The 25,879-nt window shown below is 27.6% G+C and carries 25 protein-coding genes and 1 pseudogene; 25 read left to right on the forward strand and 1 reads right to left on the reverse strand.

Annotated features, from left to right (window positions below):
• Positions 1-289: 289 nt before the first annotated feature.
• From ychF to HMPREF0216_RS07165, 21 genes and pseudogenes are all read left to right on the forward strand, one after another.
• On the forward strand, positions 290-1,387 hold the full coding sequence (ychF, locus tag HMPREF0216_RS07065; RefSeq protein WP_005213007.1) for a redox-regulated ATPase YchF: 1,098 nt from the start codon (positions 290-292) through the stop codon (positions 1,385-1,387).
• A gap of 407 nt (positions 1,388-1,794) precedes the next feature.
• Positions 1,795-2,223, forward strand: a complete 429-nt coding sequence (mraZ, locus tag HMPREF0216_RS07070) for a division/cell wall cluster transcriptional repressor MraZ (RefSeq protein WP_005213008.1) — start codon at positions 1,795-1,797, stop codon at positions 2,221-2,223.
• A gap of 11 nt (positions 2,224-2,234) precedes the next feature.
• Entirely contained in the window at positions 2,235-3,167 is a 933-nt protein-coding gene (gene rsmH, locus HMPREF0216_RS07075) for a 16S rRNA (cytosine(1402)-N(4))-methyltransferase RsmH (protein ID WP_005213009.1), read from the forward strand.
• 24 nt (positions 3,168-3,191) lie between these two features.
• The gene (locus HMPREF0216_RS07080) at positions 3,192-3,674 is read left to right on the forward strand and encodes a hypothetical protein (RefSeq protein WP_147576247.1); all 483 of its coding nucleotides are present in this window, start codon (positions 3,192-3,194) and stop codon (positions 3,672-3,674) included.
• A gap of 107 nt (positions 3,675-3,781) precedes the next feature.
• The gene (locus HMPREF0216_RS07085; RefSeq protein WP_005213011.1) at positions 3,782-5,974 is read left to right on the forward strand and encodes a stage V sporulation protein D; all 2,193 of its coding nucleotides are present in this window, start codon (positions 3,782-3,784) and stop codon (positions 5,972-5,974) included.
• A 92-nt stretch (positions 5,975-6,066) separates the two neighbouring features.
• A complete protein-coding gene (locus HMPREF0216_RS07090; protein WP_005213013.1) occupies positions 6,067-7,518 on the forward strand; it encodes a UDP-N-acetylmuramoyl-L-alanyl-D-glutamate--2,6-diaminopimelate ligase in 1,452 nt (483 codons plus the stop codon).
• 10 nt (positions 7,519-7,528) lie between these two features.
• Positions 7,529-8,893 (forward strand): UDP-N-acetylmuramoyl-tripeptide--D-alanyl-D-alanine ligase, encoded by a 1,365-nt coding sequence (locus HMPREF0216_RS07095; RefSeq protein WP_040419334.1) that lies wholly within the window; start codon positions 7,529-7,531, stop codon positions 8,891-8,893.
• A gap of 35 nt (positions 8,894-8,928) precedes the next feature.
• Entirely contained in the window at positions 8,929-9,915 is a 987-nt protein-coding gene (gene mraY / locus HMPREF0216_RS07100) for a phospho-N-acetylmuramoyl-pentapeptide-transferase (RefSeq protein ID WP_005213015.1), read from the forward strand.
• Positions 9,916-9,937: 22 nt separating this feature from the next.
• A complete protein-coding gene (gene spoVE, locus HMPREF0216_RS07105; protein ID WP_005213016.1) occupies positions 9,938-11,062 on the forward strand; it encodes a stage V sporulation protein E in 1,125 nt (374 codons plus the stop codon).
• A 160-nt stretch (positions 11,063-11,222) separates the two neighbouring features.
• A complete protein-coding gene (locus HMPREF0216_RS07110) occupies positions 11,223-11,972 on the forward strand; it encodes a cell division protein FtsQ/DivIB (RefSeq protein ID WP_005213017.1) in 750 nt (249 codons plus the stop codon).
• Positions 11,973-11,984: 12 nt separating this feature from the next.
• Positions 11,985-12,704: a DUF881 domain-containing protein gene (locus tag HMPREF0216_RS07115; RefSeq protein ID WP_005213018.1), complete on the forward strand. Its 720-nt coding sequence runs from the start codon at positions 11,985-11,987 to the stop codon at positions 12,702-12,704.
• 12 nt (positions 12,705-12,716) lie between these two features.
• Positions 12,717-13,067 (forward strand): small basic family protein, encoded by a 351-nt coding sequence (locus tag HMPREF0216_RS07120; protein WP_005213019.1) that lies wholly within the window; start codon positions 12,717-12,719, stop codon positions 13,065-13,067.
• Positions 13,068-13,874: a DUF881 domain-containing protein gene (locus HMPREF0216_RS07125; RefSeq protein WP_005213020.1), complete on the forward strand. Its 807-nt coding sequence runs from the start codon at positions 13,068-13,070 to the stop codon at positions 13,872-13,874. It begins immediately after the preceding gene.
• 129 nt (positions 13,875-14,003) lie between these two features.
• The gene (locus HMPREF0216_RS07130; RefSeq protein ID WP_040419304.1) at positions 14,004-14,660 is read left to right on the forward strand and encodes a YggS family pyridoxal phosphate-dependent enzyme; all 657 of its coding nucleotides are present in this window, start codon (positions 14,004-14,006) and stop codon (positions 14,658-14,660) included.
• A 12-nt stretch (positions 14,661-14,672) separates the two neighbouring features.
• Entirely contained in the window at positions 14,673-15,116 is a 444-nt protein-coding gene (locus tag HMPREF0216_RS07135; protein ID WP_005213023.1) for a cell division protein SepF, read from the forward strand.
• Between the two features lie 20 nt (positions 15,117-15,136).
• A complete protein-coding gene (locus HMPREF0216_RS07140) occupies positions 15,137-15,382 on the forward strand; it encodes a YggT family protein (RefSeq protein WP_278244421.1) in 246 nt (81 codons plus the stop codon).
• Between the two features lies 1 nt (position 15,383).
• Positions 15,384-16,151 (forward strand): YlmH/Sll1252 family protein, encoded by a 768-nt coding sequence (locus HMPREF0216_RS07145; RefSeq protein WP_005213027.1) that lies wholly within the window; start codon positions 15,384-15,386, stop codon positions 16,149-16,151.
• 14 nt (positions 16,152-16,165) lie between these two features.
• On the forward strand, positions 16,166-16,768 hold the full coding sequence (locus tag HMPREF0216_RS07150; RefSeq protein WP_005213028.1) for a DivIVA domain-containing protein: 603 nt from the start codon (positions 16,166-16,168) through the stop codon (positions 16,766-16,768).
• Positions 16,769-16,896: 128 nt separating this feature from the next.
• Positions 16,897-17,808, forward strand: coding sequence for an RluA family pseudouridine synthase (locus tag HMPREF0216_RS07155; protein ID WP_040419308.1), 912 nt, complete (start codon positions 16,897-16,899; stop codon positions 17,806-17,808).
• Between the two features lie 15 nt (positions 17,809-17,823).
• Positions 17,824-18,359 (forward strand): annotated as a pseudogene (pyrR, locus tag HMPREF0216_RS07160) (bifunctional pyr operon transcriptional regulator/uracil phosphoribosyltransferase PyrR).
• A gap of 17 nt (positions 18,360-18,376) precedes the next feature.
• The gene (locus tag HMPREF0216_RS07165; RefSeq protein ID WP_005213032.1) at positions 18,377-19,534 is read left to right on the forward strand and encodes a THUMP domain-containing class I SAM-dependent RNA methyltransferase; all 1,158 of its coding nucleotides are present in this window, start codon (positions 18,377-18,379) and stop codon (positions 19,532-19,534) included.
• 169 nt (positions 19,535-19,703) lie between these two features.
• Here the strand turns inward: HMPREF0216_RS07165 and HMPREF0216_RS07170 are convergent, their stop codons facing one another.
• A complete protein-coding gene (locus tag HMPREF0216_RS07170) occupies positions 19,704-21,440 on the reverse strand; it encodes an Rqc2 family fibronectin-binding protein (protein WP_005213033.1) in 1,737 nt (578 codons plus the stop codon).
• An 86-nt stretch (positions 21,441-21,526) separates the two neighbouring features.
• On the opposite strand from HMPREF0216_RS07170, the gene dapF reads away from it, so the two are divergent.
• The 4 genes from dapF (at position 21,527) to HMPREF0216_RS07190 (ending at position 25,878) form a co-directional block, all read left to right on the forward strand.
• Positions 21,527-22,348 carry a diaminopimelate epimerase gene (gene dapF, locus HMPREF0216_RS07175; protein WP_005213034.1) on the forward strand — a complete coding sequence of 274 codons (822 nt, stop codon included), beginning with the start codon at positions 21,527-21,529 and terminating at the stop codon, positions 22,346-22,348.
• A gap of 15 nt (positions 22,349-22,363) precedes the next feature.
• The gene (locus HMPREF0216_RS07180) at positions 22,364-23,368 is read left to right on the forward strand and encodes a hypothetical protein (protein WP_005213036.1); all 1,005 of its coding nucleotides are present in this window, start codon (positions 22,364-22,366) and stop codon (positions 23,366-23,368) included.
• A 355-nt stretch (positions 23,369-23,723) separates the two neighbouring features.
• A complete protein-coding gene (locus tag HMPREF0216_RS07185) occupies positions 23,724-24,851 on the forward strand; it encodes a GspE/PulE family protein (protein ID WP_005213038.1) in 1,128 nt (375 codons plus the stop codon).
• Positions 24,835-25,878 carry a type II secretion system F family protein gene (locus HMPREF0216_RS07190; RefSeq protein WP_005213039.1) on the forward strand — a complete coding sequence of 348 codons (1,044 nt, stop codon included), beginning with the start codon at positions 24,835-24,837 and terminating at the stop codon, positions 25,876-25,878. The genes HMPREF0216_RS07185 and HMPREF0216_RS07190 overlap by 17 nt, the downstream gene beginning before the upstream one ends.
• Position 25,879: the final 1 nt, after the last annotated feature.

Consider the following 25,879-nt stretch of genomic DNA (forward strand, 5'->3'; position numbering starts at 1 on the left):
TAAAAAGTCAGCTTATTGCTGACTTTTTATTTTAATTATAATTATGAGAATAAGCTTTAAATGTTTTAAATAATAATTTTTGTTGTTTAATTTATTTTTAGAGAAAATATAAACATAAAAGCAAGTTGATTTTTTTATGGAAATTATAGTGGGGAAATAGATAAGTTTTTGTTAAATATGATAATTAAATGTAGCTATAGAGATTATTATAGGTTGAAAAGAAAGGGATTCTGGAGTATAATCTAAAAAGTATTAAAATAGAGTAACGGATGAAAGGAATGTTATATAGATGAGATTAGGGATTGTAGGACTACCAAACGTAGGGAAAAGTACATTATTTAATGCTATCACTAAAGCTGGAGCAGAATCAGCAAACTATCCATTCTGTACAATAGAACCAAACGTAGGTGTTGTTAGTGTACCAGATAAGAGATTAGATGTATTAGAAAAAATGTATGGAACAAAGAGAAAAGTATATACTGCTGTTGAGTTTTATGATATAGCAGGGTTAGTTAAAGGAGCTTCAAAAGGTGAAGGTCTTGGAAATAAATTCTTATCACACATAAGAGAAGTTGAGGCTATAGTACATGCTGTTAGATGTTTCGAAGATGAGAATGTAGTTCACGTTGAAGGATCAGTAGATCCAATTAGAGATATTGAAACTATAAACTTAGAGCTTATATTTGCAGATTTAGAAGTTTTAGAAAGAAGAATGGAAAAAGGAGTAAAACTTGCTAGATCAGGTGACAAGAAAGCTAAAGCTGAATATGAAATAATGGAAAAGGTTAAAGCACACTTAGAAGCTAACAAACCAATAAGAACTTTAGAATTAACTGAAGATGAAGAAGTTTTTGTTAAATCTTTATTTATGATTACTTCTAAACCAGTTTTATATTCTTGTAATATATCAGAAGACGATATGATGGCTGGAAATCTAGAAAATGACTATGTAAAAATGGTTAAAGAATATGCTGCAAACGAAAATTCAGGTGTAGTGGTTGTTTGTGCAAAGCTTGAAGAAGAATTATCAGGATTAGAAGATGAAGAAAAAGCAGAAATGCTTGAAGAATATGGATTAACTGAATCAGGATTAGATAAACTTATAAGAGCTTCATACAAATTACTTGGATTAATAAGTTACTTAACTGCAGGTGTTCAAGAAGTTAGAGCTTGGACAATAAAAGAAGGAACTAAAGCACCAGCCGCTGCAGGTAAAATCCATTCAGATATTGAAAGAGGATTTATTAGAGCTGAAGTTGTTGCATATGATGATTTAGTAGAATGTGGTTCAGAGGCAGCAGCTAAGGAAAAAGGTCTATACAGATTAGAAGGTAAAGAATATGTTATGAAAGATGGAGATGTTGTAAACTTCAGATTTAATGTATAATTAACTTTAAATTATATAGGGTATAATATAAAAGTAAAATCTACAAGTATCTTATTGTATTTGTAGATTTTATTTTTTTATTTGAAATTTATTATAAAATTTATAAGAGATTTATAGTAAATATTGTTGAAATTTTCTTAGAGATTTTCATTGTAAATTTTATTTAATAATATTTAAAAATAATGATAGAAAATGATATTTTTTCTGAATAATATTACATAAAAAGGAATAAGAAATGTTTGTTTGTATAGTTTTATTAAAAACTAATAAAAAGTATTGAAAATGCTAAGTTTTATAAAGAAAAATTCAAATAAAACTTGAAGGAATTTCAATTATTTTATAGAATATATAATGTAGTGGTGTAAAGTGGTTAAAAGTGGTTAAATATTACTTACTGGAGGTGCAAAATGTTTATTGGAGAATACCAACATAGTTTGGATAATAAAAATAGAATTGTTGTACCTTCAAAGCTTAGAGAAGAGCTTGGAGAAAAGTTTGTAATTACTAAAGGACTTGATGGATGTCTTTATGCTTATCCACAAAAGGAATGGATTATACTTGAAGAAAAACTTAAGAAGTTACCACTTACAAATAAAGAGGCACGAGCTTTTGTGAGATTTTTTTTCTCAGGAGCATGTGAAGTGGAAACAGATAAACAAGGAAGAGGATTAATTCCATTAAATCTAAAAGAATATGCAGGCATAGAAAAGGAAATAGTAAGTATAGGCGCATTAACCAAAGTAGAAATTTGGAGTAAAGAAAAATGGCAAGCATATAATGAATTAAACATAGATTTTAATTCGATTGCTGAAAAAATGGGCGATTTAGGAATATAAGGAGTTTTAAAATGGAATTTAATCACGTATCAGTTTTGTTAAATGAATGCTTAGAAGCATTAAACATTAAAGATGATGGTATTTATGTTGATTGTACTTTAGGTGGAGCAGGACATTCAAGTGAGATAGTTAAAAGATTATCTAGTGAAGGTAGACTTATAGGTATAGATCAAGATAAAGATGCATTAAGAGCGGCAGGAGAAAGATTACATAATTTTAAGAATGTAACTCTTGTACATAACAATTTTCATAACATAGGAGCTATTTTAGAAGAGCTTGAAATTGAAAAAGTTGATGGTATTCTAATGGATTTAGGTGTTTCTTCTTATCAATTAGATGAAGGTGAAAGAGGCTTTAGTTATATGAAAGATGCTCCTCTTGATATGAGAATGAATAGAGAAAATAATTTTTCAGCTTATGATGTAGTAAATGATTATAGCGAAGAAGAATTATATAGAATCATAAGAGATTATGGAGAAGAAAAATTTGCAAAAAGAATTGCAAAGTTTATTGTTGAGAGAAGAGAAGAAAAAGCTATTGAAACAACTTTAGAATTAGTTGAGATAATAAAAAATGCAATTCCAGCAAAAGCAAGAAGAGAGGGGCCACACCCGGCTAAAAGAACTTTCCAAGCTATTAGAATTGAGGTAAACAGTGAACTTTCAATTTTAAATAAGGCCATGGAGGATGGAGTAAATAAGCTAAACAAAGGCGGAAGAATGGCTATTATAACATTCCACTCATTAGAAGATAGAATTGTTAAAAATAAATTTAGAGATTTAGCTGTATCATGTAGATGTCCAAAAGAGTTTCCAATATGCGTATGTGGAGAAAAAGCAAAGGTAAAGGTTATAAGCAGAAAAGCAATAGAACCAAGTAAAGAAGAAGTAGAAATAAACCCAAGAAGTAGAAGTGCTAAACTAAGAGTTATAGAAAAAATATAAATATTATGAAAAATTAGTGGGGGTGTGAATAAAATGGGTGTAAGAGAATATGATTATATAAGAGGAAATACAGCTCTAGTACCAGAGAGAAAAATTAAAGAAAAAGAACGCCAAAGAGAAGAACAAAAAAGAGCAATAGAAAAGAAAAATCATTTAAAAAGAAAACAATTTATAAAGAATACTTTTAAGGTTGCAAGTTTAGCATTTATATTATCTTTTATTGTTTTACTTATAGATGGATATGTATATAAGTTACAAGAAAACTTAACTACTATAGAAGATGCTGTAAGAGAAGAGTTAGATGTAAATGAAGCATTAAAAGTAGATATGCTACAGTTTGCAGCTTTTGATGTAGTTAAAAGTGCTGCAGAAGAAATAGGAATGGTTTATCCAAAGGAAGAGAGTACTATAAGTATTGATATGTCTAAAGAATATTTTTCTCATATAAAGGAAGAAGAGAAAGGTAATAGCAGTTTATTTGGGAAATTAATAGAAATATTCAATTAATTATATAATTATAGACTCTTAATTGGCCTAAAGTATTTACCTATAAGTAAAGAGATATTGTTATTCATGATTATTTAATTAGTTGAATATTTCATGGAGGAATGAGTATGAATAAAAAGTATTTTAAAGACCGGGCATTGATTAGAAAAAGAATGACGCTTGCCTTATGGTTTATTACAGCAATATTTCTTATACTTATACTTAGGCTATCTTACATAATGATAGTTAAAAGAGAAGATTATTCATCAAGAGCAGAAGAGCAATGGACGAGTGAAGTGCGAATAGATGCACGAAGAGGAAGGATATTAGATAGAAATGGAAACGAGCTTGCAGTATCGGCTAATGTATATAGAGTAGACTTTGATTTAAATTCTATAAGACAATATTTGAAAAAGAATGATAAATCAACAAGTGATATTGCTCCATTAATTGCAGAAGCATTAGCTATGGAAAGTGACAAAGTTTTAGAAAAACTTGAAACTAAATTACCTAGTGGAGCAAATGCTGGATCGGCAACTCTAGTTAGAAGAATAGAAAAAGAAGAGGCTGATAAAGTTAAGGCATTAGAGATTTCAGGAGTTATAGTTTCACCAGATACTAAGAGATATTATCCAGAAGGTGAATTTTTATCTCATGTTTTAGGAAGTACAAATGTAGATGGACAAGGATTAACAGGAGTTGAACTTCAGTATAATGAATATTTATCAGGAGTTCCAGGCCTTAGAAGAACAGAATTAGATAGAAATAGTGAAAATTTACCATATACTATATCAGAATTTACAGCTCCTATAGAAGGTAAAGATGTTAGTTTAACAATAGATAAAAATATTCAGGCTATAGCAGAAAAGGTAGCTGAAAAAGGACTTGTAGAAAATAAAGCAGCCAGAGTATCTATATTAGTTATGAATCCTAATAATGGTGAAATTTTAGCTATGGTTAACAAGCCTGATTTTGATCCGAATAGTCCATTTGATGGATATGAAGATTTTATTGGAGAAACAGATGCAGAAAAACTTCAAAAAATGTGGAGAAATAGCTTAGTAAATGATACATTTGAACCAGGATCAATATTTAAGGTAATTACTATGTCAGCAGCTCTTGAAGAAGGACTTGTTAGTGAAACTGATACTTTTAATTGTGGAGGAAGCTTACAAGTTGGACCACATACAATAAAATGTTGGAAAACTTCAGGACATGGAGAGCAGACATTATCTGAAATTCTTCAAAACTCATGTAATGTTGGTTTTATGAAGCTTGGAGAAAAAATTGGTAAGGAGAAACTTACAGAATATATAAAGAAATTTGGCTTTGGTAAGATATCAGGAATAGACTTACCAGGAGAAGCTAAGGGAATAATTAAGTCTGCAGCTAATATAAATGAAGCGGACCTTGCAACAATATCTTTTGGACAAACTAATACAGTAAATGCAGTTCAATATATGACAGCATTTAATGCTATAGTAAATGGTGGAACTTTAATAGAACCACACATTATGAAGTCTGTAACACATGAAGATAGTCAAGGAAATCTAGTGGTAGATGAAGAATTTGAACCTACAATTACAGAAAATGTTATTTCGGCAGAAACTGCAAGTACATTGAGAGACTTTTTACAAAGAACAGTAGCACAAGGTGGTTCTAATAAGACGTATATTCAAGGATATCATATAGGTGCAAAGACTGGAACAGCACAAAAAGTAAATCCTGTTACAGGTGGATATGAAAGTGGTAAATATATTTCTTCAATGGCAGGATTTGTTATGAATGGAGAAGAAGCTCAATTTACAGTGTTTGTAACCATAGATGAACCAAGTGCTGGCGCTTATTATGCAGGTGTAGTAACAGCTCCATTAGGTAAAATTTTAATTAATGATATAATAAATTATTTAGAAACAGAGCAAGATGAGGATGTTATCTTAAAGGATATAGTAATACCAGAAGTAAGAGATATGTCAGTAGAGGATGCTAAAAATATATTAAAAGATTATAATTTGAAGTATAATATTTATGGAAATGGGTCTATAATAACAAATATGAACCCTTATCCTGGATATACAGTTAAAGAAGGCTCTACTATTAATCTTTACACAGATGAAAATGAAACTTATAATAAGAGTGTTGTTATGCCAGATTTAAGTGGATATTCAAGTGAGGCAGCTACGGAACTTTTAAAATCACTAGGTATTGATTATACTCTTCAAGGTGATGGAGTAGTTAATAAGCAAAGTATTCCTAAGGGTGAGTTAATTTCAGTTGGTACTACAGTAAAGCTTACTTTAAGTGCTGAATATGGTGATTAACAAATTTCCCTTTGTTATTTAGCATGTGGGAAACTCACATGCTAAATTTTTTGTTTATTAGTAGTATAGATATTTTAAAGGAGAGATAGATTATGAATTTAATTGAGTTATTACAAGATGTGGACTTTAATTTAGTAAAAGGAACTTTAGAAAAGGAAATAAATCATATTCAATACGATAGTAGAAAAATAACAAATGGTGATATTTTTGTATGTTTATCAGGCTTTGAAGTTGATGGTCATGATTATGCTAAGAAGGCTATAGAAGCTGGAGCCACAGTAATTATATGTGAAAAAGATTTAGATTTTGATAATATAGATGAGTCAGTAACTGTTATTAGAGTAAATGAGGGAAGAAAAACATTAGCAACTATGTCAGCTAATTTTTATGGACACCCTACTAAAAAGTTAAAGCTTATAGGGGTTACAGGAACTAATGGAAAGACTACTAGTGTATATATATTAAAATCTATATTAGAAAAAGCAGGTAAAAAAGTAGGGTTAGTTGGAACAATTGCAAATTACATAGGAAGCAAAAAAGTTAAATCAGAAATGACTACACCTGAATCGTTAGAGTTACAAAAACTATTTAGTGATATGGTAGAAGAAGGCTGTGAATATTGTGTTATGGAAGCATCTTCACATTCATTAGAGTTAAATAGAGTATATGGTTGCAATTTTGAAGTTGGAATATTTACTAATATAACAAGAGACCATATAGATTTTCATAAGACTTTTGATAATTACTATAATGCAAAGTTTAAGCTTTTTGAAAGAAGTAAAACATGTGTTATTAATGTAGATGATAATTATGGATATAGAATAATAAATGATTTAAAGGGATTAGATAAGAATGTAACTACTTATTCAATAAAAGAAGAAAGTGATTTAAGAGCCTATGACATTAAATTAGAAGAACAAGATATTATATTTAATGTAAATAATGTAGAATATAAATTTGTTCTTCCAGGAGAATATAATATTTATAATGCATTAGGTTGTATAGGAGCAGCTAAAGCTTTAGGCATTGATGATGAAAGCATAAAGAAAGGTTTATTAGATGTAGTAGTTCCAGGTAGATGTGAAAGAATTGGTCAAAAATACAATTTACCGTATGAAATAGTTATTGATTTTGCTCATACTCCAGATGGACTTAAGAATATACTTGAAACATTAAGAGGATTTACAAAGAATAGACTTATTGCTGTTTATGGTAGTGGTGGAGATAGAGATAAGGTTAAGAGAGCTGAGCTTGGAAGAATAGGTACAGAGATTGCTGATTTAGTAATAATTACATCTGATAATCCAAGAACAGAAGACCCACTTGCAATATTAAAAGAAATTGTATTTGGTACAGAAAAGACAAATTATATAGCTATTGAAGATAGAGTAGAAGCAATAAAAATGGCAATGAACATGGCAGAGCCAGGAGATGTAATTGTGTTAGCTGGTAAAGGACATGAAACATATCAAATAATGCCAGAAGGTAAAGTTCATTTTGATGAAAGAGAAGTAGTTGATGACATAATAAATGGAAGAAAGTAGTGTGATAGTTATGGAAATGTCATTTGAAGAGATAGTAAAAGCACTTGAAGGTAAGGTTATAGTAGATAATCATTATAAAAACTTTAATAAATTTTGTATTGATAATAGAAAGATAGAAAAAGATAATATATTTTTAGCAATAAAAGGTGAAAAATTTAATGCTAACAATGTTGCTATAAAAGCCTTAGAAGATGGTGCATCTATAGCCATTGTAGATGAAGTGAATTTTGATTTAAATGAGGCTGAAGGAAAAGGAATTATTATAAAGGTTGATAACACAATAAAGGCTTTATTAAGATTAGCAACTTATTATAGAAATAAATTAAATGTTAAAGTTGTTGGGGTTACAGGTTCAACAGGTAAAACATCGACAAAAGATTTAATTGCAGCACTATTAAGTAGTAAATATAAGGTATTTAAAACAAAAGGTAATTTTAATAGTGAAATAGGATTACCACTTATGATACTAGAATTAACTTCAGATATAGATGTTGCTGTATTAGAAATGGGAATGAGTGATTTAGGAGAGATAGAAGTATTAGCTAGGGTTGCAACTCCTGATATAGCAGCTATTACAAATATAGGATTATCTCATATGGAACACCTAAAAACTCAAGAAAATATATTAAAAGCTAAGATGGAGATAACAACTTGTTTTAATGAAAATAACATTCTAGTTATTAATGCAGAAGATAAGATGCTTAAAAATATTTCACAAAAAGGATATAAACTTAAAAAAATTGGATATAATCATGAATATGATGTTTACGCTTCTAATATTATATTAAGGGAAGAAGAAACAGAGTTTTTAGCTCATGTTGGTAATAAAGAGGCTGTATTTACTTTAAAAATGGCAGGAAAGCATAATGTTTTAAACACAATGATAGCTATTGAAGTAGCCAATAATCTAAATGTATCTTTAGAGGAAATGATAAAAGGCTTAGAAAATTTAGAAGCAACTTCAATGAGATTACAATTAATAAAAAAAGATGGATTTACTATTATTAATGATTGTTATAATGCTAGTCCTGATTCGATGAAATCTTCATTAGATGTACTTTCTGCCTATAAAAACAATAGAAGAATAGCAATTTTAGGAGATATGTATGAATTAGGTACAGAAGCTACTAAAGCACATATGGAAATTGGTGAATATGCAAGAGATAAAGTTGATCTTTTAATAGTAATAGGAGAACAGAGAAATAACTTTAAAGATGGTTATAAAAATGAAAATATATTTATGTATGAAACTAAAGATGAATGCATAAAAGAATTAAAAAATATTGTAAAAAAAGATGATGTAATATTAGTTAAGGCATCTAGAGGTGTGAAACTTGAAGATGTAACACAAGCTCTTACTGAGTTAACAGTATAACTAAGGAGGTGAACTGCTATTAAAGCAGTAGAAAGATGGGGGATAGAATAATAAGTATGTCACAGTCAGAAATTTTTAAGATTTTAGCAATAACATTAATTTTAGGTACACTAATTGCCTTAATTTTAGGACCTATAGCAATACCAATATTAAGAAGACTTAAATTTGGTCAAAACATTAGGGAAGAAGGTCCAAAGAGTCATTTAAAGAAAGCAGGAACTCCAACTATGGGAGGAGTAATATTTATACTTTCAACTTTAATTGTAATGTTAATAATGAGCAGTAGCTTTACAGAAAAAGGTATGATAGCTTTATACTCATTAATAGCATTTGGATTTATTGGATTTTTAGATGATATCTTAAAGATAATAAAGAAACAAAGTGAAGGTTTAAAGGCTTGGCAAAAGATGGTGTTATTACTTATAGTATCTGGAGCTTTAGGGTATTATGCATATTTAAATTTTCAACACGATGTAATAATACCATTTACACAAATTAAAATACCTCTAGGTATTATGTATATACCTTTTATAGTTCTTGTATATGCAGCTACTACAAATGCAGTTAATTTAACTGATGGATTAGATGGTTTAGCATCATCAGTATCAGTATTAGTTTTAACATTCTTTGCTGTAGTTTGTGTAATAATGAAAGAATATTCTTTAGCTATATTTGCAGTTGCATTAATTGGTGGACTTTTAGGATTCTTAAAAAACAATGCTTATCCAGCTAAAGTATTCATGGGGGATACAGGATCTCTGGCAATAGGTGGTGCTATAGCAACTATAGCAATAATATTAGAAGAACCATTGCTAATAGTTATAGTTGGTGCAATTTATGTAATAGAAGCTTTATCAGTAATAATTCAAGTAACTTCTTTCAAGCTTACTGGTAAAAGAGTATTTAAAATGGCTCCAATTCATCATCACTTCGAACAATGTGGTTGGAACGAAGTAAAAATAGTTACAATATTTTCAATAATAACTGTAGTTTTATGTATAATAGGTTTTTTTGCAATTTAGTAATTAAATTGGAGGAATGTCTATGAAATTTTATAAGCCCAATGAAAAGAGACTCTTAGGCGAAATTGATTATGGAATGTTTACTACATTATGCATTTTATTATCTATAGGAGTTATTATGGTATATTCGGCAAGTTCGTTTTACTCAATGTTTCATAATAATGATAGTATGTATTTTTTTAAGAGACAATTATTATGGGCAATTATAGGGCTAGTAGCAATGATATTTATGATGTCTTATGATTATCATAAATTAAAAAAAATTACCCCTGCAATACTAATAATTACAATACCATTATTAATATCTGTATTTTTCTTTCCAGAAGTTAATGGTGCTAAAAGATGGATTCAAGTTGGAATATTTTCTTTTCAGCCATCAGAGCTTGCAAAATATGCAGTAGTATTGTTTTTAGCTTTAAGTATAGATGTTAAAGGGGATAAGGTAAAAGATTTTTGGCATGGGTTAGTTCCATATTTATGTGTTTCAGGATTTTTTGCGGCACTTATATTAGCAGAACATAATATGAGTATAGCAGCTATAATTATGATAGTAACATTTATTATGCTTTTTGTGGCAGGGGGTCAAATTAAGCATTTATTTGGAATAATATTACCAGCTTTAACAACGTTAGCTATATTTTTTATATTTAGTTCAGATTATAGAAGAGAAAGAATGTTAAATTTTATAGATCCGTGGAAAGATGCAGCTGATGCTGGATATCAATTAATTCAATCTTTTTTAGCGTTAGGGTCAGGTGGTCTTACAGGGCTTGGGCTTGGACAATCAAGGCAAAAAACATTATATATGCCAGAGCCACATAATGATTTTATCTTCTCTATCATAGGAGAAGAGGTAGGACTTATAGGATGTCTATTTATAATCTCTTTATTTATAATATTTATATGGAGAGGAATAAAAGTTGCTATAAAAGCTAAGGATACCTATGGAAAACTTTTAGCTATGGGAATAACTTCTATAATAGCAGTTCAAGCTATAATAAATATAGCTGTTGTAACAGGTTCTATGCCAGTAACAGGTGTTCCGATGCCTTTTATAAGTTATGGAGGATCGGGGCTTGTTATAAATTTAATGGCGATGGGAATTTTATTAAATATATCTAGACAAATAGAAGATAAAGCTATTTAAAAGATAACCTATAAGAGCTTCTTATTTTTAAGAAGCTCTTAAATTTTACTTAATAACCATAATTTATTCATTTATACAAAATTATCGTAAAAAAAATTGTAATTTATGATAAAATAGTAAGAGAGAATAAAATTAATTACAAAGGATATAAGGAATAAATATGAAAGATGTAAAAAAGTTTATAAATTCTAAAAAGAGAAAAAGAAAAATTAAAAAAGTAATATTAATGACTATAGTGACTTTAGTGGCTATAATTATATTTATAGCTAAAGCGCCTATATTCAATGTGGAAAGCATTATATTTTCAGGAAATTCAGCTATAGCAACTGAAGCTTTAGCACCATTAGTTCAAGATAAGATAGGACAAAATATTTTCACTGTTAATCAAACAGCCATAAAGGAAACACTACAAAGAAATAAATATATAAAGGGAGTAACAGTAAAAATAAAAGGAATATCTACGTTAGAAATTAATATTAAGGAGGAAGCTCCAGTTTATTATATAAAAATGAATGAAAAGTACATTATAGTGAACAATAATTTAGAAAAAATAGAGGAAGTAGCAAGTATAGAAGGCAGAAACTTAGTAGAGATAATAGGTGTTGATCTTAATACCATATTAGAAGATAACAATAACAGTGAATTAGATTCGTTTAAAGAAATATTAAATAAGTTTTATCCATATATATCAGAAAATAGAGAAGAGTTAAGGTTAGATGCATTAGATATATCTAATATTATAGATATAAGAGGATATATTGGAGATGTAGAAATATTCTTTGGAGATGATGAAGGGCTTCACAACAAAATGGAAAAAGTATATTCAATAATGTTAGATAATACTGTGAATTTAAAAAAGGGATATATAAATGTAAGCTTTGAAGGTTCGCCAGTAATAAAAAAAGAATAGGAGGAAACATATTTGAAGAAAATTGGTTCACAAATTTTAGTAGCAATTGTCTGTGCATTATTAGGATTTTTATTAACATATCAATTTAAACTGTTAACTGATAAAAATAAAGAAAATGTTATTGAAAATAATTCAGATATTTTATTAGAAATTGAAAATCTAAAAAAAGAAAAAAAAGAATTAGAAGAGACAAATATGTCACTTTCAGAGGAACTTAAAAAATTAGAAGAAGCTGCAGCAAAAGAGGGGGAGGTTGAAGGAGAAATTAAAAAATTACTAGATAATGCAAGAATGCAGATAGGACTTTTAGATGTTAAAGGACCAGGTATAATATTAACAATAACTCCTAAAAACTCTATATTCTCTACTAATTCAACTCAAAATGTAAAATCAATTAGTGAGGAAGAGTTAGTTAACATAGTAAACTCATTGTGGTATTCAAATGCTGAGGCTATATCAATTAATGATATGAGAATAACACCGCAAACAGGAATAAAAACAGCTGGAAGTTATATTTCTATAAGTTCTGCAGGGAGAATAGATCCTAATGCTGAAATTGTAATAAAAGCAATTGGAGATAAATCAAAGTTAAATGTAGGTGTAAACTATGCAGGGGCGTTAGATTATGGTGCATTAAAATATTATGATAAAGATATAAAAACATTAGATGATATTATAATTAATAAAACAACACAATCATTAAAATCAGAATATATGACACCAGTACAATAAGGAGGAGAGATTATGATAGCAGTTATAGGATTATTAATAGGAGTTTTTTTAGGATTACTTTTTGATGTAAATATTCCAGAAAAGTTTTCTCCTTATATGTCAATTGCAATACTTGCATGTTTAGATTCTGTTTTTGGAGCTTTTAGGGCATGGCTTAATAAAAATTTTAAACCTGATATATTCATATCAGGATTCTTTGGTAATTCATTGTTAGCAGCAGCACTTGCTTATTTAGGAGATAGATTAGGAATTCCTATTTATATTGCAGCGGTAATTGTTTTTGGAAGCAGAATATTTGATAATTTCGGTAGTATAAGAAGATTGTTGCTAGAAAAGTTTAAAAATAAGCAAAGAGGTGATTAAATGAAAAACTATAAGTTTAAGTTTTTTGTTTTTATTGCTTCTATTACTTTAGGATTTTTAATTGTAGTAAATGTGGGCATGGGAAAGAATATAGGAATATTCAATTTAAATGCAGTGCAATACAAAGATGCTACAGAAGAAAGAAATAAGTTGTATGATGAAATTGCAAACTTAAAAGATGAAAATTATAATCTTTATGAAAAGATTAGCAGTTATAATGTAGATGAAAATGGGCATGAAAAAATCATAGAGCATATGAAAAGTCAATTAAATGATTATAGTACTGTTGCAGGAATTAATATGGTTAGTGGACCAGGAATAATACTTACTATTAATGATGCTGATTTTGATGTTTATACTAATAGTGAATTTGAAGTAAGCAGAAGCATTTTACATGCATCAGATGTTGCTCTTGTATTAAATGAATTACGAATTGCAGGAGCTGAAGCATTAGGATTAAATTCATATAATAGTGTTACTAGAGAAGTAAATGATGAATTTGATAAAATAATAAAAATAAATGAATTGTCAAGGGAAGCTTATAGAATAATAAATACAACTGGAGTAGAATGTGCATGGGCATTTATTGAATTAGATGATAAAACTAAAAAGATAGAGGGACCATTTGCTTTTTACGCAATTGGAGATCCAGAACAGTTGGAAGCTTCGCTTTTGGCTCAAGGAAGTCACATAAATAATTTAATTATAAGAAATTTAGATATTAGTATAGTGAAAGTAGATAAAATTATACTACCTAAAAGTATATATTCTATTGCACCTACCTATATGCAAAGGGCTGATAGTTAAATTAAAAAAGTTCTTAAAAAAATCCAAGAAAAATGGTATAATTATTTGGAAAAGTATGAAGGGAATTTAAGACTTTTGAAGAATAATATTCTATAGGAACACAAATCTCTTTCAAAGGAGGGGGTTAATATTAGTATTGAAAACAAAATTAAAAATATATTAAATGAAATACCAAAAGATGTAACTTTAATAGCAGTATCAAAAACTAAGCCAGTACAACTAATAATGGAAGCGTATAATGCCTCACAAAGAGATTTTGGAGAAAATAAGGTTCAAGATCTTATTTCTAAGAAAGAAGTTTTACCAAAAGATATTAGATGGCACTTTATAGGAAAATTGCAAACTAATAAAGTTAAATATCTTGTAAATAATGTATACTTAATTCATTCTTTATCTAGTATTAAACTTGCAGAAAAGATTGAAAATGAATTTGGAAAATCAAATAGTATAGCAAATGTGCTAATACAAATTAATATAGGTAGGGAAGAAAGTAAAAGTGGTATATTAGAAGAGGATATAGAAGATTTAATATCTTTTGTTGAGGAATGTAATTTCATAAAAGTAAATGGAATTATGGTTATAATACCGAAGGGTAGTGAAGAAGAAAATAGATATTATTTTAGAAAAACAAAATCTATTTATGAAGAGTTAAAAAAACGTACATTTAAAAATATAAAAATGGAATTTTTATCAATGGGAATGACAAATGATTATAAAATAGCTATAGAAGAGGGAGCAACTACAATAAGAGTTGGCTCTGGAATATTTGGAGCAAGGGATAATTAGAGGAGGATAAATATGTTTGGAAAGTTTAAAGAAATGATAGGATTAGGTGACTTTGAGGAAGAATTTGATGAAGTTGATGAAACTCTTGAAGAAGAAGAAGATGAAGTTGAAGAAATAGAGCCAATAATATCTAAACAAAGAGGAAATAAGGTTGTAAATATTCATAATGCTGCATCTGCAAAAATAATGGTGGTAAAACCAACATCTTATGAAGAAGCGAGAGAAATTGCTGATGCCATAAAAAATAGAAAAATAGTTGTTGTTAATACTACAGCAATGGAAACAAAAATAGCACAAAGATTAGTTGATTTTATAAGTGGTGCATGTTGTGTTTTAGGAGCTCAGCTTCAAGAAGTAGAACAAAGAGTTTATTTACTTTCTCCATCAAATGTTGAAGTAAGTAACGAACTTAGAACTGAAATAAGTTCAAAAGCACTATTTAATTGGAATAAATAGGAGGGATTTTTATAGGAATTATAAGTAATTTTTTATCTTTATTATTTTCAGTATTATATATAAGTATATTTGCTGAGATAATAATGTCTTATATACCTAATCTTAGACAAAGCCAAGTTTATAAGATAATAACATCGTTTAATTATCCTATTTTAGAACCTTTTAGAAGAGTGCAAGAAAAATTTTTTGGTCAAATGATGTTAGATTTTTCGCCGGTGTTAGCAATTATGTTTTTAAGTTTAATTAAAGGATTATTATTAGGATAGCATGATAAGTAAAGATGATATTTTAAAGAATTTTTCAAAAGAAGACATTGAAGATGTTATAAAAGTATATGAATGTATGAATATAGCTTATCTAAAGGATATTCCTACATTTACAAAGTTTTTTTGTAAACCTAATATTTGGATGTATTTTATTAAGGAGTTTAATTCAAATAATTTTTCTGTGAAAGCTGAATGTGGATTAGATGAAGGTGATAGAAAAATATTATCTTTCAATAATATTTATTCTATACCTTACCCTTATAAAATACTTAAAATAAGCAATAGTTCTAAATTTAATAAATTAACTCATAGAGATTATTTAGGAGCACTTATGGCTTTAGGATTAGAAAGAGATAAGTTGGGGGACTTAAGAGTTAATGATGATTATGCAATAGTTCCTGTTTACGAAGAACTTGCAGATTATATATGTACTGAACTGAAATTAGTTAATAAAGCACCTGTTAAGGTTTGTGAGATATTTGAGGAAGATTTGCCAAAGGCTAATTTTAAAGAAGAGACAATAATAATACCTTCACTTAGATTAGATAATTTTGTTTCTAAGCTATCTAATGTATCTAGGGGGAAAGCTATAACGCTTATAGATACAAATAAGGTTTTAGTAGATTATGCTAAAGTAAAGGGTAAAAGTCAAGAGATAAAAGAAGGGCAAAGAATAACAATCTCTGGAACAGGAAAATTTTTAGTTGGTAATATAATGGGAAATACGAAAAGTGGAAGATATAAAATAAACATTAAAAAGTATATATAGAAGAGGTGACGGGGATGAAATTAACTCCTATGGATATAAACAATAAAGAATTTAAAAAAGCAATAAGAGGATATAGCCCAGAAGAGGTTGATGAATTTTTAGATGATGTAGTTGAAAATTATGAAGAGTTATATAAAGAAAATTCAAGACTTAAGGATAGTTTAAATAGAGCTAATGAAAAAATAGAACATTATGAAAAGCTTGAAATAACCATACAAAACACTTTACTTTTAGCTCAAAATGCAGCTGATCAAGCAAAAGAAAGTTCAGAAAAACAAGCAGATTTAATTATTAGCAATGCAAATGAAACAGCACAAAGAATTTTAGATAAGGCTCACGGTGATGTAGTAACTATTAATGATGAATATGAAAGAGTTAAGGAAGAGTTTATAAAATTTAGAGCTAAGTTTAGAGGATTTATGAATACTCAACTTCAAACATTTGATGAACTTGAAAAAGATTTAACTAAAAATTACAATGTAGCTGAACCAGTTGAAAATTATGAGTTAACAGAAAAGGAAGTAGATATTTTTGAAGAGCCAAAGAAAGAAGAAGTTCTTTCGGATGAATTTAATGATGATATGTCAGAAATAAAAAAGTTTTTTGCTAATAGTTAATACATATAGGAGACCAGAAAGTGGTCTCCTTTAAATTTAATTTAATTACTTTTGAGTAATGTGTATTGAGTATAAGGTATTTATATATTATAATGTCTAAAGAAAAAGAAATGACGGAGATAATTAATATGGAAGAAATTATATTTAATATAGATGAAGAAAAAGTTGGGCAAAGAATAGATAAATATTTAAGTGAAGCAATAGAAGGAAAATCTAGATCATTTATTCAAGGACTTATAGATGATGAAAATGTTAACGTAAATGATAAAAAAATAAAGAGTAATTATAAGTTAAGAAAAAATGATGTTATTACTGTTAAATTAAAAGAACCTGAAGAGTTAAATGTATTACCTGAAAAGATGGATTTAGATATAGTATATGAAGATAGTGATGTTATAATTATTAATAAATCTAAGGGTGTAGTAGTTCATCCAGCTCCAGGTAATTATACTGGAACTTTAGTTAATGGGATATTACATCATTGTACAGATTTATCAGGAATTAACGGTGTAATAAGACCGGGTATTGTTCATAGAATAGATAAAGATACATCAGGAATACTAGTAATAGCTAAAAATGATGATGCACATAATAGTTTAGCTGTTCAGTTTAAAGATCACTCAATAAAAAGAGAATACTATGCTCTAGTTGAAGGAAGATTTAGTACTTTAGAAGGTACAGTGGATAAACCTATTAGTAGAGATAAAAAAGATCGTATAAAGATGGCTATAAATAGTGATGGTAAAAGAGCTGTTACTCATTATGAAGTATTAGAACAATATGATAAAGGTGTATCTTTAATTAAATGTACATTAGAAACTGGAAGAACACATCAAATTAGAGTTCATATGGCATCAATAGGTCATCCTTTAGTTGGTGATTTAGTATATGGTTATAAAAGACAAAAGTTTAATATAGAAGGGCAAGCGTTACATGCAAAGACTTTAGGTTTTATTCACCCAAGAACAAAAGAATATATGGAATTTACATCAGAATTACCAAAGTATTTTGAAGAATTATTAGATAAATTAAGAAAATAGTAGGAGTGAATCGTAGTGAAGTTAAAAGCAAATTTATTAGATGAAAATGCAATAAGAAGAAGTTTAATAAGAATTTCACATGAAATAATTGAAAAGAATAAAGGCGTTGAGGATATTGTTTTAGTGGTATAAAAAGAAGAGGATATCCATTAGCTAAAAGAATTGCAGAAAATATAGAGAAAATTGAAGGTGTAAATGTAGCAGTAGGGTATGTAGATATAAGCCTTTATAGAGATGATATAACAGAAGTTAATGATATTCCAGAAATAAACTCTGTTGATTTAGGAGTAGAAGTTAAAGGAAAGAAAGTTATATTAATAGATGATGTATTATTTACTTGTAGAACTGTAAGAGCAGCTATAGAAGCTATTATAGATGCTGGCAGACCACTTTCAATACAACTTGCTGTGCTTATAGACAGAGGACATAAAGAATTACCTATTAGAGCTGATTATGTAGGAAAGAATATACCTACATCTAAGACAGAAATAGTAGCAGTGGAAATTAATGAAATAGACGGAAATGATTCAGTAAAAATATATGAATCATAAAAGGAGACAAAAGAAAAATGGAATATAATTTAGTAGCAACAACTACCTTTGGATTAGAAGGAATTACAGCTAAAGAGTTAAAAGCTTTAGGATATGAAGATTTAAAGGTTGAAAATGGGAAAGTACATTTTGAAGGTGATGAAATGGATATTGCTATTGCAAATGTTCATTTAAGAACTGCAGATAGAGTATTTATAAAAATGGCAGAGTTTGAAGCAAGAAGCTTTGAGGAACTTTTCCAAGGAACTAAAGCAGTAAAATGGAGTGAAATTATACCACAAGATGGTGTTATGCACGTTGTAGGAAAATCAGTAAAATCAACACTTTTTAGTGTGCCAGATTGTCAATCAATAGTAAAAAAAGCTATTGTAACAAGTATGAGTGAAGATTATGGAGTAACACATTTTAGTGAAGATGGACCAGTATATAAAATTGAAGTTTCTATATTAAAGGATGTTGTAACTTTATCAATTGATACTAGTGGAGTTGGACTTCACAAAAGAGGATATAGAGAAGAAGCAGGGATTGCACCACTAAAAGAAACTTTGGCAGCAGCTTTAGTTTTAATTTCAAGATGGAAAGAGGAATATACTTTAGTTGATCCATTCTGTGGTTCAGGAACTATATTAATTGAGGCAGCAATGATAATGCAAAATATAGCACCAGGTCTTTGTAGAAACTTTGTATCAGAAACATGGCCAACGATTGGTAAAGATATTTATGAACAAGTTAAAGAAGGTGCTGAAAGATCAATAAAGAAAAAAGATATTAAACTTATTGGTTATGATATAGATGGAAGAATGCTTAAAATTGCAAGAAGTAATGCTCAAAAAGCAGGCGTATCTAATTACATAGAGTTCCAAAAGAGAGATTTTAAAGAGTTTTCATCAAGTGAAAAAAATGCATTTATTATAATTAATCCACCATATGGTGTAATACTTGGAGAAAAGAAAGAAGTTGAAGAATTATATAAATACTTAGGTATGAATAAGAGAAAGTTAGATACTTGGGATTTTAATATATTAACTTCTTATGAGGGCTTTGAATCACCGTTTGGAAGAAAAGCAACTAAAAATAGAAAGCTATATAATGGTAAATTAAAATGCTATTACTATCAATATTTTGATAATGAAAAAATTAAAAATCATGGAGATATGGTTGTTAATCATATTTAGAAAAATTAAATAATTAAGTACTTAAAATAGAGAGTATGAAAGCTAATTAGCATAACATACTCTCTATTATTTTAAGTAAGTATTTTTGTAGAATTTTTTATATCTTAATTAACAGAATTACATAATTTGTTATTATATCAAATAATAGTTTTTTAAAGTGCTTAAGTTGTTAAATTTTAGTTATATTAAGATTAGTTAATTGTGAAGGTTCTGCATACATTGTATAGTTGGTATGATAAATAACCATTCCTGGGTTGGCTCCATTAGGTTTTTTAAGATTTTTTACTAATGTATAATCAACTGGTACTTTAGAGGAGTCTTTTGCTTTACTATAAAATGCAGCTAGAGTTGCTGCCTCTTCTAATGTATTATCTGGAATATTGTTTGAACAAACAATAACATGAGAACCAGGAATATTTTTAGTATGAAGCCACATAAAGTTTTTATTTGCAAATTTTAATGATAAATAGTCATTTTGAATATTATTTTTTCCTACAAAAATATCTATTCCATCAGAAGAGATATAATGAAGAGGTTTAGATGATTTTGATTTTTTAGAATTTTTATTAGACTTTTTCTTTCTTACATAACCTGTAGAAATAAGCTCTTCTTTAATATCATCTATTTCAGTGTAACTTTCACAATTTTCTATATTAGTTAATACAGAATATAAATAATTAAGTTCATCAGAATTTTTTTCTAATTGTTCAAGTGCAGATTCTTCAGATTTTTTTAATTTATTATATTTTTTATAGTAGCTTTGAACATTTTCAGAAGGACTCTTATTTTCATCTAAAGGAATTTCTATTTCTTCACTATTTTCGCTATAGAAATTAACTAAAGTTATAGAAGTATCACCTTTCTTTATACTATAAATATAAGAAGTTAATAAATCACCTTCTATTTTAAATTTTTCTTTATCAGAACACTTTTCTAAAAGTGAGTTTAGCTTCATTTCTTTTTTTAAACATCTATCAATATTTGTAGTAACTAGTTTGTGTAAATTTATAGAGCGTGATTTTATTCTTTCTTGTTTATCTTTTTCCATATAATATTTATCCATTAACTGGTTAACATCATCAAAACTTTCAGAAGTATAAGAAGCTTCTAATTGATTTAAGGAAATAGTATAAAAATCAAAATAATTGTTATCAGAATCTATATAAATTTTAAAATCTTTATTATCTGTTAAAGTATTTAAAAAATTAGAAATAAATTTATAAATTAAATCTACAGAGAAATCACTATTGTTTTTTAAATATTCAATATAAAGATGTTCTGATAATGGTTTGCTAATACCGGTAAAGCATGAAGTAAAGAAATTTTTATCAAAAATTATGGGATTTTCATGCAAAAATTGGGTTAAAGTGGTATTATTAAATGTGAATGGATTAATTTTAGTAGATTTAGGCGGAAGTTTATAAGTTATTCCAGGATATAGTACTCTATAACTATTAATGCTAGGAGAAATATGTTTAATACATTCCATTATTTTATTATCTCTTTCTCTAACCAAAGTTATATTACTATGTCTTCCCATTATTTCTACTATTAAAATATAGATACTGTTAAAGCCTAGTTCATCAGCAGCTTCTATATAAAATTTAACTATTCTATCACCCTCATGCTGAGTAATATCAGTTATTTGGCCTCCAATTAAATATTTACGTAAAACCATTGTAAACATTGGGGCTTGTAGAGGGTTTTGTTTTATTACATTTGTTAGATGAAATCTAGGATATTTGGATGAGGCAGAAATAAGCAGTTTAACATTTTTTCTGTCTTTTCTTAGTGTTAAAATTATTTCATCTTTTTCAGGTTGATTTATTTTGTCAATTTTAGAATTTATTATTGATTTTTTTAAATCTTCAACTAAACTATATAAGTAGATACCGTCTATTGCCATAAATGTTCATCCTTTCTTAGGTACTAATTAAGGTTAGTATAACATTAAAAGCGGTATTAGTTCAATGTGATTATTAGGGGGTTATTATGGAATTTGTAAAAATGCATGGAACAGGAAATGATTTTATTTTCATTTTAGATTTAGAATCTAAATTAAAGGGGCAAGAAAGTAAAATAGCAAAAAAGCTTTGTCATAGAAGATTTGGAATAGGAGCTGATGGATTAGTTTTAGTAAGAAATTCAAATTGTGCTGATATGAAAATGGACATAATAAATAGTGATGGCTCTAGCGCTAATATGTGTGGGAATGCCATTAGATGTTTTGGAAAATATGTTTATGAAAATTCTTTAGTTTTAAAAGATGAAATTAAAGTAGAAACTGGAGATGGAATAAAGGTTTTGAATTTGAATATAGATGAATATAATATAGTACAAGATGTTAGAGTATATATGGGTGAAATATCTTTTGATGGAAGCCGTATACCACTAAAAGATAAAAAAGAATTAATTAATGAAAAAATCACTGTAAATGGTAAAGAATATAATGCAACATCTATTTTAGTTGGAGTACCGCATACAGTTATTTTAGTTGATGATGACGATTATAATGTAGAAGAGGGAAAATATATTGAAAAATATGAATTATTTTTAGAAGGAACAAATGTTAACTTTGTAAAAGTTATTGATGACGAAAATATAAGGGTAGAAACTTGGGAAAGAGGAGCTGGAGCAACCTATTCTTGTGGAACAGGATGTTCTGCATCAGCTGTAGTTTGTAATAAATTAAGAAATACAAGGGGTAAAGTAAATGTTTTTGTACCAGGTGGTAAGCTTGTTATAGAAATAGTTAACAATTCTATTTTTATGATTGGTGGTGCAGAAATTATTTGTAGGGGGATAGTATATTAAGAAAAGGAGAAGTAGATGAAAAGGAAAGGGACTATATTATTTTATAGATTATTTATATTATCTATAAGCTTTTTACTTGTTGGCTGTAAGGCGCAAATAAAAATAGAGGAAAAACCATTAGCTTTAAAGGTGAAAATATCTAGAGGAGCTTTTGTAAAGCAAGAAGGAGAAAACTTCGATACATTTAATTTTATTAATGAGTATGACTATGAAGGTGTAGATACAGAAGATAAAGTAATAAATAATTTTAATTTACTAAGTAATACATATACGTATTTTAGAGGCACAAATTATTTTATAAATTATAAAGATAATGACATTAAAGTAGAAGAAGAAAATGTATCAAATTTTAAGATATCACCTAAAGGTAATTATGTTTTTTATTTTGCAAATAATGAATATTTGCAACCAATAAATTTTAATTTAGAAGAAAATACTTCTGAATTAATAGAAAATAAAGCTATAATATCAGGAAAATTTATAGATTGGTTTAATGATGATCAACTGATTTTTTATGGTATTGACGTTGAGAATAAAGTCAATGGTATTTTTACATATGATATAGTAACTAAGAAAGAAGCACTTTTATATGAAATAAATAATGGGTTTATAAGCTTTTTAGAATATATAGATGGAAAGGTTTATTTTGTTCAAAAGGATTTTGATGATAATGGAGTGCTTAAAAGTATAGATGAAGAAGGAAACATAAAAGAGGTATGTCTAGATATTACAGAAATATCAGATGTTGAAGTAAGTGATGAAAAAATATATGTTTTAGGAAAAATAAAAAATAATGTATATTCTATTTATGAAGTTTCAACAGGGGTAGCTCATAGGATTGTATATGATTTTCCAAGTAGCATTAATATAGAAAAGGGATTATCTATAAATGAAAATGGAGAATTAATGTTTATGGGACTTACTAATAATAAAAAAAGTGAAATATATAATTATTCAGATGATGGAATAGCGCTAATATCAAAAAGTGAAGGTGAATACAACTTTATAAATGTAAAATAGCAAGCTTAGAGTAAAATCTAAGCTCTTTTTATTTTTAATTGAATAAAAAAGAAAATAAGTGGACACTATCATAAATAGTAACCTTAAGGTTTAGGAGGGTGAGAAAATAAAGGTTAATATTGGTGATATAGATATTAGTATTTCACGAAAGATAAGCGAAGAAAAATCAAAAAAGCTTAAAGTTTTACCTTTTAAGGAGAAAAATAATGAAGTATTTATTTTTGTTTTAAAAGAAGAAGATTTTATAAGGGAAGAATTAAGTATTATTTTTAGAAAAAACATAAAAGAAATAATAGTAACTGAAGATGAATTAGAATATTATCAAAAGGTTGTATATTTAGGTTTAAGAAAGAACTTGGATCAAATTATATTATTAGAAGCTATTAAAGAAAAAGCATCAGATATTCATATGGAACCACATAAGGATAAGATTATAATACGCTTTAGGGTGGATGGATTTTTGAGAATAGTTTTTATATTTAAAGTAGAGGAATATTTACAGATTGTATCTAAAATTAAATTGAATTCAGACTTAGATATTACAGAAAAGAGAAGACCACAAGATGGTAAAATGACAATTAAAGATCAAGATAAAACATATGATTTGAGAGTATCTATAATACCTGTTTCTTACGGAGAAAAGATAGTAATAAGAGTTTTATATAGAGATGTTTTTAACTACTCTTTAAATAAGTTAAACTTGACAAAAACTCAAATAAATAACATTAGATACATTATGAAAAGTAACAATGGCCTTGTCTTTGTAAATGGGCCTACAGGAAGTGGAAAATCTACAACTTTGTATACTATGATACAAGAGTTAAACAATGAAGAAATAAATATTTCAACATTGGAAGATCCAGTTGAAGTAATTATAGATGGAATATCTCAAATGAGTATAAATACAAAAATAAATATAGGATTTGCACAAGGGTTAAGAAGTATATTAAGACAAGATCCTGACTTAATAATGTTAGGTGAAATTCGTGATGAAGAAACAGCAGAAATGACAGTTAGAGCGGCTCTTACAGGACATAAAGTATATTCTACTATACACACTAAGGATGCTAGAGAAGTTTTTATTAGATTAGAAGATATGGGAGTAGAAAGCTATTTAATAAGGGATTCAATAGTAGGAATAATATCACAAAGATTAATTAGGGTATTGTGTGATGAGTGTAAGAAAAAAGATATAAATATATTGGTATTAAATAAAAAAGTAGAGAGTTATAAGAAGTGTGGATGTTCTAAATGTAATTATAGTGGATATAGGGGGAGAGCTTTGGTAGCTGCAGTTCATATTATTGATAATAATACAAAAGAAGCTATAAGAAGAATTCATGAAGATAGAGATATATTAACCAATAATGAAATGATAGATAATTTAAATGATTTACTTATCAATGGAAAAATTTCATTTGATGACTATAATGATTTTATTAAATGGGAAGGAATAAGTCATAGTTATGAAAACGTTAAATAAAGGAAAAGCAAGAGATAAGGATTTATCTTTAATTGCTATAAATATAGCCAAGTTATATGAAGAAGATATAAATTTTTTGAAAATAATAGACTTATTAGACGAACTTCCACTTAGAAAAGATTATAAAGAATCAGTAAAAATGATATCACAAATTATAAAAAGAGGAGGATCTTTAGAAGAAGGATTTTCTATTGATAATAAACTATTTCCAGGATTTTTTGTATCTATGATTAGTATGGGAGAAAGTACTGGAAAAATTTCAAAGGTTTTTAGTTCGCTTGGAATATTTTATGAAAAAATGGAACTTATAAAAAAGAAATTAATAAATACATTAACATATCCAGCAATTTTGATTGTAGCATTGATAGTATTATTTATGTTTGTAATTTTTTTCTTTATACCTAATATGACAAATGTCTATGAAGAAATGGGGAATGGTATGCCTAAAATTTATAATAGTATAAGTAAGTTTACAGAGTTTACAATAGAATATCCATTTATAACAAGTATATTTGTGGTGTTTTGGGGAGTACTTTTACCTTATATTTTATTTAAGAATTATTTTAAAAAATATATAAGAATTTTATGTGCTAAGATACCTATTTATAAGTTATTTAATGAGTATTTAGTTATTTCTATAATGTCAGTAATAGTTAATAGTGGCATAAATATTTCAGCTGGGATTAATCAATGTTGTAATTGTAATTTATTAAACAGTATTGCTAAAGAGAGGTTAATTATTATGAATGAAAGTATTATGAGAGGAAAATCAATAAGAGATTCTATGGATAAGAGTAAATTGTTTTCTAAATATACATTAGCACATATAAAACTAGGAGAAGAAAGTGGGACAATTGATGAAAGACTAAGTGTATTACAAGAAGAATTATTTTTAAGGTTAGGTATTAATATGGATAATTTATTAAAATTAATTGAACCTATATCCATAATTACAATGGCAGCAATAGTTATTGTATTTTTATTTGTATTTATATTACCTCTTTTTAATAATATTTTTAGTATATGAT

Source organism: Clostridium celatum DSM 1785, from assembly GCF_000320405.1.
GTDB lineage: Bacteria > Bacillota > Clostridia > Clostridiales > Clostridiaceae > Clostridium > Clostridium celatum.

Excerpts from the sequence above, each read along its gene's own strand:
- ychF (WP_005213007.1), top strand. The coding sequence starts at position 290 with ATGAGATTAGGGATTGTAGGACTACCAAACGTAGGGAAAAGTACATTA.
- dapF (WP_005213034.1), top strand. The coding sequence starts at position 21,527 with ATGGAATTTGTAAAAATGCATGGAACAGGAAATGATTTTATTTTCATT.
- mraZ (WP_005213008.1), top strand. The coding sequence starts at position 1,795 with ATGTTTATTGGAGAATACCAACATAGTTTGGATAATAAAAATAGAATT.
- HMPREF0216_RS07120 (WP_005213019.1), top strand. The coding sequence starts at position 12,717 with ATGATAGCAGTTATAGGATTATTAATAGGAGTTTTTTTAGGATTACTT.
- HMPREF0216_RS07150 (WP_005213028.1), top strand. The coding sequence starts at position 16,166 with ATGAAATTAACTCCTATGGATATAAACAATAAAGAATTTAAAAAAGCA.
- mraY (WP_005213015.1), top strand. The coding sequence starts at position 8,929 with ATGGGGGATAGAATAATAAGTATGTCACAGTCAGAAATTTTTAAGATT.
- HMPREF0216_RS07180 (WP_005213036.1), top strand. The coding sequence starts at position 22,364 with ATGAAAAGGAAAGGGACTATATTATTTTATAGATTATTTATATTATCT.
- HMPREF0216_RS07155 (WP_040419308.1), top strand. The coding sequence starts at position 16,897 with ATGGAAGAAATTATATTTAATATAGATGAAGAAAAAGTTGGGCAAAGA.
- HMPREF0216_RS07085 (WP_005213011.1), top strand. The coding sequence starts at position 3,782 with ATGAATAAAAAGTATTTTAAAGACCGGGCATTGATTAGAAAAAGAATG.
- HMPREF0216_RS07170 (WP_005213033.1), bottom strand. The coding sequence starts at position 21,440 with ATGGCAATAGACGGTATCTACTTATATAGTTTAGTTGAAGATTTAAAA.
- HMPREF0216_RS07165 (WP_005213032.1), top strand. The coding sequence starts at position 18,377 with ATGGAATATAATTTAGTAGCAACAACTACCTTTGGATTAGAAGGAATT.
- HMPREF0216_RS07125 (WP_005213020.1), top strand. The coding sequence starts at position 13,068 with ATGAAAAACTATAAGTTTAAGTTTTTTGTTTTTATTGCTTCTATTACT.
- spoVE (WP_005213016.1), top strand. The coding sequence starts at position 9,938 with ATGAAATTTTATAAGCCCAATGAAAAGAGACTCTTAGGCGAAATTGAT.
- rsmH (WP_005213009.1), top strand. The coding sequence starts at position 2,235 with ATGGAATTTAATCACGTATCAGTTTTGTTAAATGAATGCTTAGAAGCA.
- HMPREF0216_RS07145 (WP_005213027.1), top strand. The coding sequence starts at position 15,384 with ATGATAAGTAAAGATGATATTTTAAAGAATTTTTCAAAAGAAGACATT.
- HMPREF0216_RS07190 (WP_005213039.1), top strand. The coding sequence starts at position 24,835 with ATGAAAACGTTAAATAAAGGAAAAGCAAGAGATAAGGATTTATCTTTA.
- HMPREF0216_RS07095 (WP_040419334.1), top strand. The coding sequence starts at position 7,529 with ATGGAAATGTCATTTGAAGAGATAGTAAAAGCACTTGAAGGTAAGGTT.
- HMPREF0216_RS07110 (WP_005213017.1), top strand. The coding sequence starts at position 11,223 with ATGAAAGATGTAAAAAAGTTTATAAATTCTAAAAAGAGAAAAAGAAAA.
- HMPREF0216_RS07090 (WP_005213013.1), top strand. The coding sequence starts at position 6,067 with ATGAATTTAATTGAGTTATTACAAGATGTGGACTTTAATTTAGTAAAA.
- HMPREF0216_RS07135 (WP_005213023.1), top strand. The coding sequence starts at position 14,673 with ATGTTTGGAAAGTTTAAAGAAATGATAGGATTAGGTGACTTTGAGGAA.